Origin of the sequence: Pseudomonas sp. Lb2C2 (assembly GCF_052112205.1) — a bacterium.
Lineage (GTDB): Bacteria > Pseudomonadota > Gammaproteobacteria > Pseudomonadales > Pseudomonadaceae > Aquipseudomonas > Aquipseudomonas kilonensis.
The window spans coordinates 1-18099 of the sequence record NZ_JAUTYW010000005.1 but is presented as its reverse complement, the minus strand read 5'-3'; the positions used below and the strand labels follow the sequence as shown (position 1 = coordinate 18099).

The 18099-nt window shown below is 61.1% G+C and carries 20 protein-coding genes; 6 read left to right on the top strand and 14 right to left on the bottom strand.

The window, feature by feature from the left end:
* Window positions 1–25 precede the first annotated feature (25 nt).
* From Q7F16_RS15525 to puuE, 4 genes are all read right to left on the bottom strand, one after another.
* Window positions 26–529 carry an ureidoglycolate lyase gene (locus Q7F16_RS15525; protein ID WP_024618504.1) on the bottom strand — a complete coding sequence of 168 codons (504 nt, stop codon included), beginning with the start codon at window positions 527–529 and terminating at the stop codon, window positions 26–28.
* A 121-nt stretch (window positions 530–650) separates the two neighbouring features.
* The gene (gene alc, locus Q7F16_RS15520; RefSeq protein ID WP_046065628.1) at window positions 651–1646 is read right to left on the bottom strand and encodes an allantoicase; all 996 of its coding nucleotides are present in this window, start codon (window positions 1644–1646) and stop codon (window positions 651–653) included.
* 67 nt (window positions 1647–1713) lie between these two features.
* Entirely contained in the window at window positions 1714–2229 is a 516-nt protein-coding gene (uraD, locus tag Q7F16_RS15515) for a 2-oxo-4-hydroxy-4-carboxy-5-ureidoimidazoline decarboxylase (RefSeq protein WP_046065629.1), read from the bottom strand.
* Window positions 2226–3152, bottom strand: coding sequence for an allantoinase PuuE (gene puuE / locus Q7F16_RS15510; RefSeq protein ID WP_409557361.1), 927 nt, complete (start codon window positions 3150–3152; stop codon window positions 2226–2228). Before puuE ends, uraD begins: the two co-directional genes overlap by 4 nt.
* A gap of 413 nt (window positions 3153–3565) precedes the next feature.
* On the opposite strand from puuE, the gene uraH reads away from it, so the two are divergent.
* Complete coding sequence (gene uraH / locus Q7F16_RS15505; protein ID WP_014339674.1) at window positions 3566–3919, top strand: hydroxyisourate hydrolase; 354 nt, start codon at window positions 3566–3568, stop codon at window positions 3917–3919.
* 183 nt (window positions 3920–4102) lie between these two features.
* Here the strand turns inward: uraH and Q7F16_RS15500 are convergent, their stop codons facing one another.
* The 3 genes from Q7F16_RS15500 to Q7F16_RS15490 form a co-directional block, all read right to left on the bottom strand.
* A complete protein-coding gene (locus Q7F16_RS15500; RefSeq protein WP_046065631.1) occupies window positions 4103–4729 on the bottom strand; it encodes a LysE family translocator in 627 nt (208 codons plus the stop codon).
* A 62-nt stretch (window positions 4730–4791) separates the two neighbouring features.
* Window positions 4792–6141: an NCS2 family permease gene (locus tag Q7F16_RS15495; protein ID WP_046065632.1), complete on the bottom strand. Its 1350-nt coding sequence runs from the start codon at window positions 6139–6141 to the stop codon at window positions 4792–4794.
* A gap of 375 nt (window positions 6142–6516) precedes the next feature.
* Window positions 6517–6963, bottom strand: a complete 447-nt coding sequence (locus tag Q7F16_RS15490; protein WP_014339671.1) for a MarR family winged helix-turn-helix transcriptional regulator — start codon at window positions 6961–6963, stop codon at window positions 6517–6519.
* A gap of 82 nt (window positions 6964–7045) precedes the next feature.
* On the opposite strand from Q7F16_RS15490, the gene Q7F16_RS15485 reads away from it, so the two are divergent.
* Window positions 7046–8212, top strand: a complete 1167-nt coding sequence (locus Q7F16_RS15485; protein WP_095974867.1) for an aminotransferase-like domain-containing protein — start codon at window positions 7046–7048, stop codon at window positions 8210–8212.
* A 153-nt stretch (window positions 8213–8365) separates the two neighbouring features.
* Here Q7F16_RS15485 and Q7F16_RS15480 read toward each other — a convergent pair whose 3' ends face one another.
* The 5 genes from Q7F16_RS15480 to Q7F16_RS15460 all read right to left on the bottom strand — a co-directional run bounded on the left by Q7F16_RS15480 (window position 8366) and on the right by Q7F16_RS15460 (window position 11137).
* Window positions 8366–8737 carry a glutathione S-transferase N-terminal domain-containing protein gene (locus tag Q7F16_RS15480; RefSeq protein ID WP_046065646.1) on the bottom strand — a complete coding sequence of 124 codons (372 nt, stop codon included), beginning with the start codon at window positions 8735–8737 and terminating at the stop codon, window positions 8366–8368.
* A 104-nt stretch (window positions 8738–8841) separates the two neighbouring features.
* Complete coding sequence (folE, locus tag Q7F16_RS15475) at window positions 8842–9387, bottom strand: GTP cyclohydrolase I FolE (RefSeq protein ID WP_003204506.1); 546 nt, start codon at window positions 9385–9387, stop codon at window positions 8842–8844.
* Window positions 9388–9464: 77 nt separating this feature from the next.
* Window positions 9465–10022 (bottom strand): Smr/MutS family protein, encoded by a 558-nt coding sequence (locus Q7F16_RS15470; RefSeq protein ID WP_409557360.1) that lies wholly within the window; start codon window positions 10020–10022, stop codon window positions 9465–9467.
* Window positions 10023–10095: 73 nt separating this feature from the next.
* A complete protein-coding gene (locus Q7F16_RS15465) occupies window positions 10096–10416 on the bottom strand; it encodes a hypothetical protein (RefSeq protein ID WP_014339620.1) in 321 nt (106 codons plus the stop codon).
* A 130-nt stretch (window positions 10417–10546) separates the two neighbouring features.
* Window positions 10547–11137: a cysteine hydrolase family protein gene (locus Q7F16_RS15460; protein WP_014339619.1), complete on the bottom strand. Its 591-nt coding sequence runs from the start codon at window positions 11135–11137 to the stop codon at window positions 10547–10549.
* 254 nt (window positions 11138–11391) lie between these two features.
* On the opposite strand from Q7F16_RS15460, the gene prmB reads away from it, so the two are divergent.
* On the top strand, window positions 11392–12300 hold the full coding sequence (gene prmB / locus Q7F16_RS15455; RefSeq protein WP_018612518.1) for a 50S ribosomal protein L3 N(5)-glutamine methyltransferase: 909 nt from the start codon (window positions 11392–11394) through the stop codon (window positions 12298–12300).
* 121 nt (window positions 12301–12421) lie between these two features.
* On the opposite strand, the gene Q7F16_RS15450 is transcribed toward prmB, so the two are convergent.
* A complete protein-coding gene (locus tag Q7F16_RS15450) occupies window positions 12422–13210 on the bottom strand; it encodes an N-acetyltransferase (protein WP_046065634.1) in 789 nt (262 codons plus the stop codon).
* A 110-nt stretch (window positions 13211–13320) separates the two neighbouring features.
* Entirely contained in the window at window positions 13321–14286 is a 966-nt protein-coding gene (locus Q7F16_RS15445) for an alpha/beta hydrolase (protein ID WP_079302200.1), read from the bottom strand.
* A 142-nt stretch (window positions 14287–14428) separates the two neighbouring features.
* Here Q7F16_RS15445 and aroC point away from each other — a divergent pair, with 142 nt between their 5' ends.
* The 3 genes from aroC to Q7F16_RS15430 are packed head-to-tail and all read left to right on the top strand — an operon-like array spanning window position 14429 to window position 17268.
* Complete coding sequence (gene aroC / locus Q7F16_RS15440; protein WP_003204486.1) at window positions 14429–15520, top strand: chorismate synthase; 1092 nt, start codon at window positions 14429–14431, stop codon at window positions 15518–15520.
* Between the two features lie 34 nt (window positions 15521–15554).
* Window positions 15555–16700 (top strand): MFS transporter, encoded by a 1146-nt coding sequence (locus Q7F16_RS15435; protein WP_014339614.1) that lies wholly within the window; start codon window positions 15555–15557, stop codon window positions 16698–16700.
* A 34-nt stretch (window positions 16701–16734) separates the two neighbouring features.
* A complete protein-coding gene (locus Q7F16_RS15430; RefSeq protein ID WP_079302197.1) occupies window positions 16735–17268 on the top strand; it encodes an acireductone dioxygenase in 534 nt (177 codons plus the stop codon).
* The last annotated feature ends 831 nt before the right edge of the window (window positions 17269–18099 follow it).

Here is an 18099-nt window from a genome sequence, read left to right as displayed (position 1 = left end):
TGTTTTCGCGTGATCGGACCTTCTCTTATTGGTGGGGGGCGAGGATCAAGTACTCATCCTCTTTGAAAAAATGCTCATCGCAGTTATTGCCTGTGCCACTGCGATCAACCACCAGGAAGTCATCCCGCTTTTCGATCGTCAGCACCGGGTGGTGCCAGACGCCGCGATGGTAATTAATGCCCTGCCTGCCGTTGGTGACGAAGGCGCGGACCAAGCCTGATACAGGTGCATCGCCAAGTGGCGCGACCACGATCAGAAAGGGGTTGCCGAGCAGCGGAATGAAGGCTTGGCTGCCCAGCGGATGGCGCTCCAGCATGCGTACGGTCAGCGGCATGTCCAGCGCGTCGGCGCGGAAAATGCTGATGATCGCCTTGTCGTCCGGCGTGGCGGTTTCCACCGTCGCCAGGCGATGGAAGCGCATGGTCGAACCGTTGTTGATCATGAAGTGATCGCTGCCGTCGGTTTCGATCACGTCACCGAACGGGGCGAAGGCTTCTTTGGTCAACGGTTCGATCTTGAGTGTGCGCATGCTGTTTTTCTTACCTTGAATTCTGTGTTGTTTGTTGTGCTGCCATCGCGAGCAAGCTCGCTCCCACAGGGGAATGCATTTCAAATGTGGGAGCGAGCTTGCTCGCGATTCGGGTTCACCCTTATTTCGACACCTTACCGAGCACCCGCAGGCGACTCACGCCACCATCCGGGAACACATTCAGGCGGATGTGGGTGATCGGTCCCAGGGCCTTGATCTGCTCGGCGAAGGTATGTTCGGCGTGCATTTCCAGTTTCTGGCTCGGCAGCAGCTCGCGCCAGAACAGCGATTGGGTTTCGATCTGGCTGTCGGTGCCGCCCTTGACGAACGCGCCCTGGATCGAGCAGCTGTCGGGGTAGTTGCCCTTGAAGTGCAGGGTGTCGACGATGACTTTCTCGACTTCGCCGGCATGGCCCAGGGCGACGATGACCCAGTCATTGCCCGGGGTACGACGACGGGCAGTTTCCCAGCCGTCGCCCATGTTGACGCCACGGCCCGGGTTGAGGATGTTGCTCATGCGGCCGAAGTGTTCGTCGGAGCAGGCCAGGGCACGGCCACCATTGAGGGCCGCGGCCAGGTCGAGCTGTTCGTTGTCGCCCACGGTCGACCAGTCGCGGAACGGAATGCCGTAGACCCGCAACCGAGCCACGCCGCCATCGGGGTAGATATTGAAACGCAGATGGCTGAAGGCCTGGTCGTTACTGATTTCGTGATAGTGGTGACTGTTGCCTTGCAGCTCGACGGCCGACAGCACTTCAGTCCATTGGGTGTTTTCGTCCGGCTCGCCCTCGGTCAGGAAGCAGGCTTCCAGGGAGGCCGACGGTGGGTAGTTGCCGGTGAAGAATGAGGTGTCGATGTCAACGCCTTTGATCGAGCCTGCCACACCCAGGCGGATCACCGCGCTGTCGTAGCCTTCGAAGCGCTTGCGCCGCGATTCCCAGCCGTCCATCCACTTGCCGTTGTCATCGAACACGCCCTCCTTCCATACGGCCGGGGTCGGTTGGAACAAACGGTTGGCGTCGGCGAACCAGTCATCGGTGACCGAGATGATTTTGGTGCCGAGGCGGGCGTCGGCCAGGTTGACGAACTTCTCGAAAGGTACGGCGTAAGCTTTCATTCTTCTTGTCTGCCTTTAAATAAGTTGGCTGGGAATGCTTGCAGGAGCCCGAAGGCCAAGCTGCTCGCTAAAGGGTCAGTAATCGGAACAACGCGATCTTGTTGATCTCTGCCAGCGCGCATTTGAATTCGGTGTCTACCGAGTGATGAATGCGCGTTTCGAACGCCGCGAGGATCTGATGCCGGTTGCTGCCTTTTACCGCCATGATGAAGGGAAACTTGAACTTGGCCTTGTAGGCGTCGTTCAGCTCGGTGAAGCGCCGAAACTCATCGCTCGAGCATTGGTGAATACCGGCGCCGGCCTGTTCGTTCGTGCTGGCTTCGGTCAGTTGGCCCTGGACGGCGGCTTTGCCGGCCAGGTCCGGGTGAGCGTTGATCAGGGCCAGTTGGCTGGCGTGATCGGCACTCAACAGGATGTCGCTCATGCGCTGGTGCAGGGTTTCGATCTGGTCGATCGACGGGTCCTGGCCCAGGTCGAAAGCCTTTTCGGCGACCCATGGCGAATGTTCATAGATATCAGCGAAGGCTTTGACGAACGCTTCGCGGTTCAAGGTAGAAGGTCTGACGGTCTGGAAGGCAGTCATTTCGAAGCCTCCGGATACGGGTGCGTCTGTTGCCAGTGGCGAGCGATGTCGACGCGGCGGCTGAACCAGACCTGTTCATGACCCTTGGCATATTCAAGGAAGCGCTTGAGGGACGCGAGGCGGGCAGGGCGGCCGATCAGGCGGCAGTGCAGGCCGATGGAGAGCATCTTGGGGGCTTCGGCGCCTTCGGCATACAGCACGTCGAAGGCGTCCTTGAGGTATTGGAAGAAATCGTCGCCCTTGTTGAAACCCTGCACCTGGGTGAAGCGCATGTCGTTGGTGTCGAGGGTGTAGGGGATCACCAGGTGCGGCTTGCCGTTGGGCGTGTTCGGTTCCCAGTAGGGCAGGTCGTCGTCGTAGGTGTCGCTGTCATAGAGAAAACCGCCTTCCTCCATGACCAGCCGGCGGGTATTGGGGCCGGTGCGACCGGTGTACCAACCCAGCGGACGCTCGCCAGTGATTTCGGTGAGGATGCGGATCGCTTCAAGCATGTGATCGCGCTCCTGGGCCTCGTCCATGTATTGGTAGTCGATCCAGCGATAGCCGTGGCTGCAGATTTCGTGACCGGCGGCGACCATGGCTCGGATCACGTCCGGATGGCGCTGGGCGGCCATGGCCACGGCGAAAATGGTCAGCGGGATATCGAAGTCCTTGAACAGCTTGAGGACCCGCCAGACCCCGGCGCGGCTGCCATACTCGTACAGCGATTCCATGCTCATGTTGCGCTCGCCCTGCAGCGGTTGCGCCGCGACCATCTCCGAGAGGAACGCCTCGGATTCCTTGTCGCCATGCAGGATGTTGCGCTCGCCGCCTTCTTCGTAATTGAGCACGAAGGACAGGGCGATGCGGGCATTGCCCGGCCACTGGGGATGGGGAGGGTTACTGCCGTAACCGATCAGGTCGCGTGGGTAGTCAGCGCTCACTGCAGTTTTCCTTCTTGTTCGAACCATGTGGGTGGCGCCCTGGCGATGGATCATAGGCTGGCGTCACGACGATGGAGTGATTGTATACAACTTTATGTGCGATTTGTAAGCCTGATTTTTTGCATTTTTCACCGCTGTCCCCGGTTTGTCTACACTGCAAGAAACCTGCCCATCTGGTCAATTAATGGCTGGAAGAGTGGCGCATCCGTTGGTGTGGCTTAAGATTGGGCAGGAGCCTTTGTCGGAACGCATGCGGACTAAATATCTGTTTTTTATTGTGTACAATTTTCTTTTAAAGTGTCTTAATTCGCTCATCGCCGTGGCGTTTCGTGCTCCGAAATGGTGCGGCCTGTCTTTCAACTGATTCAGGAGGCGTCGGGCCGGACTGCACAGCAGCGAGGCGCGCACAATCAATGGGACGTTTGACTACTCACGTTTTGGATGCTGCACACGGCTGCCCGGGCAGCTCGATCAAGGTCGAGTTGTACCGTGTGGAAGGTTCGCAACTGCAGCTGGTCGCCAGCGCGCTGACCAACAGCGACGGTCGCTGCGACGCACCGCTGCTGCAAGGGGATGACTACCGTTCGGGCGTCTATCAGATTCAATTCCATGCCGGTGACTACTACCGCGCCCGTGGTGTCCAGTTGTCCGAGCCGGCGTTCCTGGATGTGGTGGTGCTGCGCTTCGGCATTTCGGCCGAGCAGGATCATTACCACGTGCCGCTGCTGATTTCACCTTACGCCTATTCCACCTATCGAGGCAGCTGACCCCAAGCGGCTGCCTTGTCCTGGAAGCGACTGCGCATGGCGCTTCTTTGGTTTTTCGCCCGCTCACACTGCGGGCTTTTTTTCGTCCGTGAAAATAGGGTGTCTGGGAGGGCGCCTTCGCGAGCAAGCCCGCTCCCACACTGGATTTTGTGGGAGCGAGCTTGCTCGCGATGCTTTTGGCGCTTAGCGGCTCAATAGGGACGCTGCCCCCGCACCGCCAAACAACCCGGCACTGACCCGGTTGAACCAGCCCTGGCCCTTACCCGTACGCAGATACCGCGCCGCACCGTGGGCGCCGAAGCCGTAGGCCAGCTTGCACAGCAGGTCGAGTACGGTCCAGGTGGCGATCATGATCAGCAGTTGTGGCAGGAACGCTTGTTCGGCGCTCAAGAATTGCGGCAGGAAAGCGGCGAAGAACAGGATGTCTTTCGGGTTGCTGGCGCCCAACACGAACGCTCGGCCAAAGAGGGCGCGAAAGCGCGGGACGGCGGCGGCCTGGGGCACGTCGGGGCCTTGGGACGGTTGGCGCGATTGCTGCCAGCTCTGCCAGGCCAGGTAAAACAGGTACAGGGCACCGACAATCTTCAGGGCACTGAACAACTGCTCCGACGCCATCAACAACGCACCGAGCCCCAGCGCCGAGGCGCTCAGCAGGCAGATCGACGCGATGACCCCACCCAGGAACGCCGGATACGAGCGGCGCAGGCCGTAGTTCAGGCTGTTGCCGATCATCAACAACGACAACGGGCCGGGGATGAGGATCACCACCAAGGCGGCGCCACTGAACAACAGCCAGGTTTCCAGATTCATTGCTTTGCTCCTGATGTACAAAAGCCTCACCCAAGGGGTGAGGCGGGTGGATATGTTGTCGCTTACAAGAAGATGAACTTGGCGATGAAGATCGCGCAGAGCACCCACAGGCTGACGGAGATTTCCTTGTGTTTACCGGTGCCGGCCTTGAGCACCACATAGGTGATGAAACCCAGGGCGATACCGTCGGCGACCGAGAACGTCAGGGGCATCATGATGGCCGTGACAATGGCCGGGATGCTGTCGGTCGCCTCGTCCCATTCGATGTGGGCCATGCCGCCCATCATCAGCATGGCGACGTAGATCAAGGCCCCGGCCGTGGCGTAGGCCGGGATCATCCCGGCCAGCGGTGCGAAGAACATGGCGGCAATAAATAGCACACCGACGGTCACGGCGGTAAGCCCCGTCCGGCCACCTGCCGCCACACCAGCGGCACTTTCCACGTAGCTGGTCACCGGCGGCACGCCGACCATGGCGCCAAATACGCTGGAGGCACTGTCGGCTTTCAAGGCGCGGGACAGGTTCTCGATCTTGCCATCGGCTTTTACCAGGCCGGCGCGCTGGGCAACGCCCATCAGGGTGCCGGCGGTGTCGAACATGTGCACGAACAGGAAGGCCAGCACCACGCTGATCATGCTGACGTTGAACACACCGGCTACGTCCATCGCCATCCAGGTGGGGGCCAGGCTCGGTGGTGTCGACAGGATGCCGTTGTACTGCACCAACCCCAGGCCCCAACCGGCCAGGGTCACGGCGATGATACTGATCAGGATCGCGCCGAACACGCGGTGATAACTGAGCACGGCGATCATCAGGAAGCATACCGCGGCCAGCAATGGACCGGGCTCACGCAACGAGCCGAGCTTGATCAGGGTGGCGGGGCTGTCGACGATGATTCCGGCGGTTTTCAGGCCGATCAGTCCGAGGAACAACCCGACCCCCGCGCCCATGGCGAACCGCAGGCTCACCGGAATGCTGTTGAGCAGCCACTCACGGACTCGTGACAGGGTCAGGACCATGAACAGCACACCGGAGATAAACACCGCGCCCAATGCGGTTTCCCAGTTGTAGCCCATGGTGCCGACCACGGTGTAGGTGAAGAAGGCGTTCAAGCCCATGCCTGGCGCCAGGCCCACCGGCCAGTTGGCGTACAGGCCCATCAACAGGCAGCCCAGGGCGGCGGCGATGCAGGTGGCGACGAATGCGGCGCCGTGATCGATGCCGGCGTCGGCCATGATGTTGGGGTTGACGAAGATGATGTAGGCCATGGTGATGAACGTCGTCAGGCCGGCAATCAGCTCGGTCTTCACCGTGGTGCCGTGCAAGCTGAGTTTGAAGAGGCGTTCCAGCCAGCCACTGCGTAGTGGCGGCGAGAGGTCCAGCGTCTGGGCTTCGGGTTTGCGGCTTTCCACAGCGAGTACTCCTCAAGAGTCTTATTGTTATTTCCAGCACCGCACACGCCCTGGGGGTGGCTGCGATGCGCTGAGGCAGGTAAGGCTGGCGAAGTATGTTGACCTGTTGGTCAGGAACTCGCACGAAGCGAATTATGCTTTTGTATACAAATAAAGCAAATAATGTTTTCTGTGTTGTCGACGAAATGTCTGGCGATAGGGGTATATCGCCCTTGAGGGCGCTATCGCGAGCAAGCTTTGCTCCCACGGCGGGTGTCCACTGACCCTCCGTGGGAACAGCTTTGCTTCCAGCAGGTGTCCGCTGAGACCCTCTGTGGGAGCAAGGCTTGCCCGCGATGGCGATAGACCGGGCAATACACAGCTTGCAGAGAAAACTCAGTCGACAGCCACCTGACCTTTTCCCAGCCCCAGATTCACCGCCAACCACCCATCCACCGCCGCTTCCCCGGCCTCGGCAAACACCCGCTCCAGCAATTTCACCTGCTCACGCCGCAACGCCTGCTCGAACCGCTCGCCCTCGGCCGTCAGTTCCAGCAGCCGCTTGCGCTTGTCGGTCTCGGACGCGACGCTGTTCACCAGGTGCATTTCCATCAGCTGCCGCAACGGCATGTTCAGCGCCTGCTTGCTCACCCCGAGCAATGCCAGCAACTCCTTCACGCTCAATGACGGGTAGCGGGCGATGAAAAAAACGATGCGCTGGTGCACCCGGCTCAACCCGCGGCGCTCGAGCATTTCATCGGCCTTGGCGGTGAACGCCTGGTAACCGAAGAAAAACGCTTCCATGGCCATCTGTTGGGAAGTCGGGTTTTTAAGGTCAAGCATATTGACGTATCCACAGAGGTCGGCGTAATTTCGGTCAATCAGTTTGACTCATTCCTCCCGTGCCCCGCTACAGGTGACCTCCATGGCTTTTTCCGAACGTGTCTCGCGCCTCAAAAGTTCTTTGATTCGAGAAATCCTCGCGGCGGCGCAGCGCCCTGAAGTGATGTCGTTCGCCGGCGGCCTGCCGGCCGAAGCCATGCTGCCGAAAGTGGAATGGGCGGCCATGCCGTTGTCCATGGGCCAGTACGGCATGAGCGAAGGCGAACCCGCCCTGCGTGAAGCCCTGGCGGCCCAGGCGCGGGCGCTGGGTGTGGCCTGTGAGGCGAGTCAGGTGCTGGTAGTCAGCGGCTCCCAGCAAACCCTTGACCTGGCGGCCAAGCTGCACATCGACGTCGGCACGCAAGTGATGCTCGAAGCGCCGACCTATCTGGCGGCGTTGCAGATTTTCCAGCTGTTCGGCGCCGACTGCATCACCGTGCCCCTGGAGGCCGACGGCCCGGACCTGAAACAGTTGCGGGCCCGGCTGGAGCGGCATCGGCCTGCGTTCATCTACCTGATTCCGACGTTCCAGAACCCCTCGGCGGTGCGCTACAGCGAGGCCAAGCGCGATGCGGTGGCGGCGCTGTTGGACGAGTTTGGCGTGACCCTGATCGAGGACGAACCCTACCGCGAGCTGACGTTCGATGGCGGCAGTGCCACGCCGATTGTCAGTCGCTTGAAGAAGACCAGTTGGATCTACACCGGCACCGTGTCGAAAACCCTGTTGCCGGGGCTACGGGTGGGCTACCTGATCGCCAGCCCGGATCTGTTCCCGCACCTGCTGCGACTCAAGCAGTCGGCAGACCTGCACACCAATCGCATCGGCCAATGGCAGGCGCTGCAGTGGATCGGCACCGAGCAGTACCGCAGCCATTTGAGTGAGTTGAGGGATTTCTATCGGGATCGTCGCGATCGGTTCCAGGCGGCGTTGCAAAAGCATTTCTCTGATATCGCGGACTGGAACGTGCCCCAGGGCGGGTTGTTTTTCTGGCTGACCCTCAGGCAGCCGCTGGACACCCGCACCTTGCTCGCCGCCGCGCTGGCGGCCGACGTTGCGTTCATGCCGGGGGAGCCGTTCTTTCCGGAGCCGGACCAGCATCCGGGGCACTTGCGCTTGAACTTCAGCCACATCGACCCGGCGCGGTTGGATGAAGGGCTCAAGCGGTTGGCGGGGGTGGTGCGGGAGGCGTTGGCTGCAAAAGCAGCTTGATATCAGGGGGCTTTGTGGTGGCTGTCCGGGCCCCATCGCGAGCAAGCTTTGCTCCCACAGGGACTGTGGTGAATACAAATCCAGTGTTCACCAAGGCCCCCTGTGGGAGCAAAGCTTGCTCGCGATGAGGCCAGTCGTCACACCAGAAAACTATCAGGCTGCCGAGAACCGCTTATCCAGATAATCAATGATCACTTTGGACTCATACATCCAGGTGGTCTCGCCATTCTCTTCAATCCGCAGGCACGGCACTTTGATCCGGCCGCCTTGCTCCAGCAGCGTCTGGCGATCCTGCTCATTGTTTTTCGCATCGCGCAGGGCCACCGGCACATTGAGGCGGCGCAGGGTGCGGCGGGTCTTCACACAGAATGGGCAGGCATGGAATTGATACAGCGTCAGGCTGCGAGCGGCTTGCTCAACCTGCGCCTGGGCCTCGGCCGGGCGCTGTTTCTTGCCCGGGCGGGTGATGAAGTCGATGAAGATGATGAGCTGGCCCAAGCCAACTCGAAGCGCTTTGACGATCACGGTATTAAGCCTCGCGGCAGGGAAGAAGAGGGCGCGCAGCTTACCTGATTTTTCACGGGCGAAAAAAAACCGGCGATCAATGCCGGTTTTCTTCATGCGACGGATTACTTGATGAGGCTGAGGAACTCGCTGCGAGTGGCGGCATTTTCCCGGAACTCGCCGAGCATCACCGAGGTGATCATCGAGGAATTCTGCTTTTCCACGCCGCGCATCATCATGCACATGTGCTTGGCCTCGATCACCACCGCCACGCCCAGGGCGCCAGTCACTTGCTGGACCGCATCGGCGATCTGGCGGCTGAGGTTTTCCTGGATCTGCAGGCGCCGTGCATACATGTCGACGATGCGTGCGACTTTCGACAACCCCAGCACCTTGCCGCTCGGGATGTAGGCCACGTGTGCCTTGCCGATGAAAGGCAGCAGGTGATGTTCGCACAGCGAGTACAACTCGATGTCCTTGACCAGCACCATCTCGCTGTTGTCGGAGCTGAACAAGGCACCGTTGGTGACTTCTTCCAGGGTCTGTTCATAACCGCGGCAGAGGTACTGCATGGCCTTGGCAGCACGCTTGGGCGTGTCGAGCAGGCCCTCGCGGGAAACGTCCTCGCCCAGTTGGCCGAGAATCGCGGTGTAATTCTGTTCCAGAGACATGAAACTACCTGTGGGATTTTACGCAAAGGGCAAGGGTACGGTGGCGGACACGGCGCTGCAAGCTCGGCAAGCGAGGGCTATTCGTCGCGGCCTTCCATCATGGTGCGCTTGAGCATCACGTAGACCGCCCCGGCGCCGCCGTGTTTTGCCTGGCAGGAGGTGAAGCCCAGCACTTGTGGGTGCTGGCGCAGCCAGGTGTTGACGTGGCTCTTGATCATCGGCCGCTTGCCGTCCAGGCGCACGGCTTTGCCATGGGTGACGCGCACGCAGCGGATTTCGAACTTGGTGGCTTCGGCCAGGAATGCCCAAAGGGTTTCCCGGGCTTTTTCGACGCTCATGCCGTGCAGGTCGAGGCTGCCCTCGAAAGGGATCTGGCCGACCTTCAGCTTGCGCATCTGGCTTTCCTGGACACCGTCGCGCGCCCACATCAACTCGTCTTCCGGCCCGACGTCGATCACGAACTGATCGGACAAGCCATCCACGGTCGTGGCGTCGGTGCGCACGGTGGCGGCCTGGCGCAGCTTGGCGATTTGCGCGCGATCGGCCTTGGGCTTGCCGGTTTCGGCACGGTTGTGCTTGATCGGTTTTACGCCCTGGATCGCACTTTTGAACAGGGAAAAGTCGTCGTCTTGCATGTCAGCCTCCGCGAAGCCGGCCAGTTTACCCAACTCTGGCGGGATCAGGCGCGACAAAACGTCGGATGGCGGGTCAGTCGTGCTTTTTCATCAGATGCGGAGCCATGGCCAGCTCCAGGGATTGGCGGGCACGGCGGCGGCAGCGGCGCCAGAGCCAGACGCCCAGCAACAGCACGAAAAGCCCGACCGCCAGGATGATTGCCGAACCCATTGGTGTGGCATTCAACTCGCCCAGTGCGGGTGGGCGGCCCAGCAGGCTGGCGGCACCGGCCATGGCCAGCAGTACACCGAGTGTTGCCAATAGCGCAGCGATCGCCGCGCCAAAACGAAACCGCCAGTTGCTTGGGCCTTTAGGCCGCAAGCGACGTGCGTCAAAACCATCGGATAACTTCATTCCGACCTTCCTCAATGGGTATCGGCCCTTCGACCGGAAGATGTTCGGGTTGTTCCTGACAGTATGGCAATTGCGGCAAATGAGAGGCTTTTGCGGATGAGCGGCGAAAGTGGCCGCTCATCAAGGCGAATCAGATGAAGTCACGGGTCAACGCCAGGGTGGCAAAGTTGTCCGCCATGATCGCCATTTCGGTCTGCTGAACGTGTTCGGCGCTGAGGACGCCGCCCTTGTACGGCAGGTCGCGCGTGGCGCAGGCGTCTTCCACCAGGGTACAGCGAAAGCCCAGGTTCTTGGCGGCGCGCACGGTGGTGCTGACGCTGGAGTGGCTCATGAACCCGCACACGATCAGGTCCAGGGGGCCGAAGTCTTCCAGGCGCTTTTTCAGTTCGGTGCCGTGGAACGCGCTGGGCAGCAGCTTTTCGACCACGGTTTCGTCGCCCTGGGGTTCGAGGCCGGGAATGAATTCCCCGCGCTCGCCTTGTGGATCGAACAGCCCGCCGTGGGTGCCCAAGTGGCGCACATGCACGATCGGCCGACCGGCTGCACGGGCCGCACCGAGCAATTGCTTGATGTTCGCGACGGCTGCATCCATGCCGCTCAGGGCCAGGGGGCCTGCGAGGTATTCTTTCTGGGCATCGATGATGATCAAGGTCGCTTGACTCAGATTGGCCGCTGCATAACCACGGCCGCTGAGTTGAAACATCGTTTTTGGAACGGACATTCTGGGGCTCCTTCGAGTGGGGCTTTTGCGACATTGTCCTCTGGCTGAGCGGTTCTGTGAATCGCTTCCATCGCAAGGGCCGCCGTTGCTGGCCTACAGCCTTGTCAAGATGCTCATCTTGTTCAATAGGCGGATCAAAAAACGGATAATTCCTACGATTGGTCCGGGGTTTTTCGTTCGTCATCGGGGCGTGTTTGGGTGGGGCCGCGTTTGGCTGGTAGACTCGCCCGTCGATTTTTCTGGAGTTTGCCGCCGTGATCACTTCCCGTCTCCGTACCCTGCGCGACCATATCCGTTGGGCCGTCAGCCGTTTCCATGGGGAGGATCTGTTTTTCGGCCATGGCACCGACAATGCGTGGGATGAAGCCCGGCAACTGGTGCTGGGCGCATTGCACCTGCCATGGGAAATTGCCGACAGCTACCTGGACTGCCGCCTTGAAGACGAAGAGCTGGTCCATGTGCAGCGTCTGCTGCGTCGGCGCATCACCGAGCGGGTGCCAACCGCCTATTTGTTGGGTGAGGCCTGGTTCTGTGGGATGTCGTTCATCGTCGACGAACGCGTGCTCATTCCGCGCTCGCCCATTGGCGAGTTGATCGAAAAGCGTTTTGAACCTTGGTTGGGCCAGGAGCCGGCACGGATTCTCGATCTGTGCACCGGTTCCGGCTGCATCGGCATTGCCTGTGCCTATGAATTCCCGGAAGCCGAAGTAGTGCTGGCCGACCTGTCGTTCGAAGCACTGGAAGTGGCCAACCAGAACATCGAGCGCCACGGCGTCGATGAGCGCGTGTTCACTGTCCAGGGCGATGGCTTCGAAGGTCTGCCGGGGCAACGTTTCGACTTGATCGTGTCGAACCCGCCCTACGTTGATGCGGAAGATTTCGCCGACATGCCACAGGAATACCAGCACGAGCCGGAACTGGGCCTGGCCTGTGGCGATGACGGCTTGAACCTGGTGCGCCGGATGCTGGCCGAGGCGGCCGATCATCTGACCGAGAAGGGATTGTTGATTGTCGAGGTGGGCAACAGCCAGGTGCACGTCGAGGCGCTGTACCCGGAAGTCGATTTCGCCTGGCTCGACTTCGAACGCGGCGGCCATGGCGTGTTCATGCTCAGCGCCGAACAGTGCCGCCAGCACCAGGGGTTGTTTGCTTCGCGGGTTTGATACACCCACTGTGGGAGCGAGCTTGCTCGCGATGGCGTCAGGTCAGTTGCATCAATGGTGGCTGACACACCGCCATCGCGAGCAAGCTCGCTCCCACAGGGTTATTCAGGCGCTGTCGGGCTTAATGCCGCGTCGCAATCCAGATCAGCAACCCCGCCTGGAACATGGCGAAGGCCACCAGGCAGGTGATGGTGAAGCGCAAGCCAGTGTCTTCGCGCTTGAACTTGTTGACCTTCTCTTCCTGCTGCTTGAGTTTGACTTCCTGTTCCGCCAGGTTCTGCTCGGCTTGTTGCAGCATCTGCGCCGCTTCAAGGATTTCCACGAACTGCAGCTTCTCGGTGTTCCAGTCCCCCAGCAGATCGCCAACGTGGGTTGGCTTGACGCTGCCCTTGAGGTGTTGGGCGTCGGCGTAGACCACCTCGAAGCCTTGAGCCTTGAGAAAACGGTCGCGGCGCAGGCGAGTGTCTTCGTTCAGGGCGTCCTTGTTATCCAGGTCGGTGCCGTCTACCCGGTAGGCCGACCAGCGTTTCTTGGCCCAGGTAATGCCCTGGGCCGCGAGGAAACGGCCGATGCCACGGTTGAACGGCTCGACTTGCAGGTTGTCCGGGGAAAAAAACAGGCGTTTCTCGACGTGGTCGGCCCAGACGTCCAAGTGATTCTGTTCCTTGCGCACGCGCTGGTTCGGCAACTGGATGCTCATGCGCAGCAGGCTGCGTTCCTTGCTGTGGCGCTCGACATAGCTGAACTCGACAAACCGCAGCGGCCGCACACCGGTGGCGCGGTCGGTCTTGAGCGGCGCCAGCCGGAGCATTTTGTGATGCTCGGTATGCACGTCGGCCCACGGCAGCTCCACCGCAGGCGAGGCGGGGGCTTCGGCAGCTGTGTTGGGGGAAGTATCAGTTTCAGTCATAACGGCAAAAATCCTGTCCAGGCCGGCGGGTCGGCAGCCATAGCGCTGCCCGACACTGGGCTATCGGCCGTTTTTGCCAGGACTGGAGGGCCACTTGCCACTAAAACCGCTCAACGGGCGGCTAACGAGCCTATAAAACGCAGAATTCGCGCACCGAGCTCGGCCGCCAGGGGCAGGTTGGGATCCTTGTAGGAGGCCAGTTGCCGTTTCACGTCGTTGGGCACGATGCGCATCACGTGGTTCATGCCCTCGATCAGCGCCAGTTCGGCGTCGGGCTTGGCTGCTTTCAACTGCCTGGCGTCATCGACGCTGACCTGGATATCGTTGCTGCCCTGGATAATCAAGGCCGGCATCTTCAACGCCGCGAAGACCCGGGCCGGGTCCTGGCGGAACAACGAGATCAGGTAGGGCTGTACGCTGGGGCGGAAAATGACCTGCAGTTGCGCCGGCACGTTGTCGTCGAGTCGACCGGCCTTGAGGCTGTCGAGCAGCTCGTTGCTGCGCAACATCAGCGGCGGTGGCAGGCGGTTGCTCAGTTGCTGGCGCAGCACCTGGTCGATCGGCCGGGCACTGCCAGACAGCGAAATCACCGCCGCTGCATTGGCCTGGGGCGCGGCGAGGCTGGCGATCAACGCGCCTTCACTGTGGCCCAGCAGGATCAACGGGCCCAGTCGCGGATCGGCGGCGAGCTTGCGGCTCCAGGCCACGGCATCGGCCACATAGGCCTCGACGCTCAGGTTGCGCTCGTCCGGTGTCGCCGCGAGGCTGGCGGCCACGCCGCGTTTGTCATAGCGCACGCTGGCGATGTTGTGTTTGGCCAGGACCCAGGCCAGGCGCTTGAGGCTGTCGTTGCGCCCGCCCTCGGGGTTGTTGCCGTCGCGATCCGTAGGACCTGACCCGGAAATGATCAGGACAACCGGCACCGGTGTGTCGGACTTGGGTAGTAGCAACGAGCCGAAAAGCTCACCACTGCCGGTGTCGAGGCTGATCGGGCGTTGCAGCACCGTGGCCTGGGCCAGGCTGCAAAACAGGCCGGTGAACAAGGTAAGGCTTAAGGCAAGCAGCTTTAACATCATCACGCCATTAGTTGCGAAGGTGCCGGTTGGACTGGTGGTCGCCGATAAGGTTCGAGGATGAACTACGCGGGGAGCCTGCGTATACTGGCGCGCATTACGAATCCAAGGTTGAGTCTCTCAGCGATTTCACGGAGCACCCTGCATGTCCGGCAATACCTACGGCAAGCTGTTCACTGTCACCACCGCGGGCGAAAGCCATGGCCCGGCGTTGGTCGCCATTGTCGACGGCTGCCCGCCGGGCCTGGAGATTTCCCTGGACGACCTGCAACGTGACCTGGACCGGCGCAAGCCCGGCACCAGCCGCCACACCACCCAGCGCCAGGAAGCCGATGAAGTCGAAATCCTGTCCGGCGTGTTCGAAGGGCGCACCACCGGCTGCGCCATCGGCCTGTTGATCCGCAACACCGACCAGAAGTCCAAGGACTACTCGGCCATCAAGGACCTGTTCCGCCCGGCCCACGCCGACTACACCTACCACCACAAGTACGGTGAGCGCGACTACCGTGGCGGCGGTCGCAGCTCGGCGCGGGAAACCGCCATGCGCGTGGCGGCCGGGGCGATTGCCAAGAAGTACCTGGCCAGCCAGGGCATCGTCATTCGTGGCTACATGAGCCAGTTGGGCCCCATCGAAATCCCGTTCAAGACCTGGGACTCGGTGGAGCAGAACGCCTTCTTCTGCCCCGACCCGGACAAGGTGCCGGAACTCGAGGCCTACATGGACCAATTGCGTCGGGACCAGGATTCGGTCGGCGCGAAGATCACCGTGGTCGCCGAAGGGGTGATGCCGGGCCTTGGCGAGCCGATCTTCGACCGCCTCGACGCCGAGCTGGCCCACGCGCTGATGAGCATCAACGCGGTGAAAGGCGTGGAGATCGGCGCCGGTTTCGCCTGTGTCGCCCAGCGCGGCACCGAGCACCGTGACGAACTGACCCCGCAAGGTTTCCTGAGCAACAATGCCGGCGGCATCCTCGGCGGCATTTCCTCGGGCCAGCCGATCGTGGCGCACCTGGCCTTGAAGCCGACGTCCAGCATCACCACGCCGGGCCGCTCCATCGACATCCATGGCAACCCGGTGGACGTCATCACCAAAGGCCGTCATGACCCGTGCGTCGGCATCCGTGCCACGCCCATCGCCGAGGCGATGATGGCGATCGTGCTGATGGATCACCTGCTGCGTCATCGCGGCCAGAACGCCGACGTTCGCGTCAGCACCCCGGTGCTGGGGCAGCTTTGATGGTTGGCCTGCCGACCCCCGTGGCCTGACGGCCGTGGCGGCACTGCCGTACTGGCGGCTCTCCAGTTTCTATCTGTTCTATTTCGCGCTGCTCGGTTCGACGGCGCCGTTCCTGGCGCTGTATTTCGATCACCTGGGATTCAACGCGGCGCGCATCGGCGAGCTGGTGGCGATTCCCATGCTGATGCGCTGCGTGGCGCCGAACATCTGGGGCTGGCTGGGGGATTACACCGGCCGGCGCCTCGCGATCGTACGGTTTGGCGCGATCTGCACGCTGCTGGCCTTCTCGCTGATCTTCATCGATAAAAGCTACGCCTGGCTGGCGATGGTCATGGCGCTGCATGCGTTCTTCTGGCACGCGGTGTTGCCGCAGTTCGAAGTCATTACCCTGGCCCATTTGAGCGGGCAGGCCTCGCGCTACAGCCAGATCCGCCTGTGGGGCTCCATCGGTTTCATCATCACCGTGGTCGTGCTCGGCCGCCTGTTCGAATGGCTGAGCCTGGACATCTACCCGGCGGCGCTGGTGCTGATCATGGCCGGCATCGTCCTCGCCAGCTTCTGGGTGCCCAACGCCCAGCCGCTGCAGGGCCCGCGAGTGGCGGGGGAGGGATTCCTGCGGCAACTGCGCAACCCCGGTGTGCTGGCGTTCTACACCTGCGTGGGCCTGATGCAGGTGAGCCACGGGCCGTATTACACCTTCCTGACCTTGCACCTCGAACACCTGGGCTACAGCCGCGGGCTGATCGGCCTGCTCTGGGCCGTTGGCGTGGTGGCGGAAGTCTTGGTCTTCCTGCTGATGAGCCGGATCCTGACGCGGTTTTCCGTGCGCCGGGTGCTGCTGGCGAGTTTCCTGCTGGCGGCGTTGCGCTGGTTGTTGTTGGGCTCGCTGGCCGAGTTTCTCTGGGTATTGTTGTTCGCCCAGGTGCTACACGCGGCGACCTTCGGCAGCTTTCACGCCGCCGCCATCCATTTCGTGCAACGCAGCTTCGGGCCTCGCCAGCAAGGCCAGGGGCAGGCGCTGTATGCGGCGTTGGCCGGCACGGGCGGGGCCTTGGGCGCGTTGTATTCCGGCTATAGCTGGAACGCTTTGGGTGCCAGTTGGACGTTCAGCCTCGCCAGCCTCGCGGCTTTCGCGGCAGCCGTTATCATTGCCACACGTATGCAAGAGGACCGGCCATGAGCCTTCGAACCGTTAATTTTCTGGAGCCATTGTCATGAGCAGCCTGTCCGTCTATCACGTTTCGAGCCCTGATGTTCCGAACAAGGTGTTGACCCACTTTGAGGACATTGCCGCGACGTTGGCTGAGCAAGGTATTCACTTTGCCCGTTGGGAAGCGGCGGTGAAAATCCAGCCGGGGGCCAGTGAGGAGGACATCATTGCGGCTTACCAGGCTCAGATCGATGGGTTGATGACTGAGCGGGGCTATGTTGGGGTCGATGTTGTCAGTGTCAGCAGTGATCAGCCGGAGCAGGCTGGGGAGCTCGATGAGTATCGCCATAGCCAGGATGAAGTGCGATTTTTCGTTACCGGTCGTGGCTTGTTTAACCTGCACCTTGGCGATTATGTCTATGCGGTGCTGTGTGAAAGGAATGACTTGATAACGGTGCCTGCCGGTACGCCGCATTGGTTTGACAGGGGGGAGCGGCCGCATTTCGTTACGATTCGTTTGTCTGGTGATTTGCAGGGGTTGGTTGCTGAGGTTACGGGGGATGATATTGCTCGGCGGTTTCCTCGTTTGGAGGATTGACCTGCTTTGGTGGTGCCATGAGGTTTTTTTGGTGTGTATATCCGTTGCTGCGGTAACGGCTACTGACGGTTCCGCTCTTACAGCGGGTCACTTTTGGAAAGAGAGCGCCAAAAGTAACCAAAAGCGCTTTGCCCCACCACTCGGCACCTCGCCTAGGCTCGGTGTGCCCTCACTCCGGCATTGCTCCGTGGGCCGCCGCGAAGGGCCATCCATGGCCCAGCGCGGCTATCCCGGCATCCATGCCGGGATGCCCACTGCGCAATGCCTGCGTTCGGCCATCGTGGTTTAACGGGGCTCCCAGATCAAGATCCAAAGCAAGAGCAAGAGCAAGAGCAAGAGCAAGAGCAAGAGCAAGAGCAGGGCACAGGCCGGCATCTATGTGGCTGGGCCACCGCTATCGCGAGCAAGCTCACTCCCACAATGGGGCTGCGGTGAACACAAGACTCATGAACACCCAAATCCCCTGTGGGAGCAAAGCTTGCTCGCGATGAGGCCAGCAAACCCAACATCCATGTGACTGAGCCACCGCCATCGCGAGCAAGCTTTGCTCCCACAGTTCTGATGGGTATATGACCGGGAGAGCCAGGTCGGCTATAAGGCCGCCTCGTGGTGGACGTTGATCTCGGCGCCCCGTTAACCACGCTGGCCGAACGCAGGCATTGTGGAGTGGGCATCCCGGCATGGATGCCGGGATAGCCGCGCTGGGCCCAGAGTGTGTAAAAACCGATAAAAACATCGTCGGCACGTAGTGCCGACAGGTGTTAGCCAACTGATTAAAACCTGAAGCGCTCTTGTGGCTCCAAACGGCCCCTACAAGCGCTAGCAAGGCTC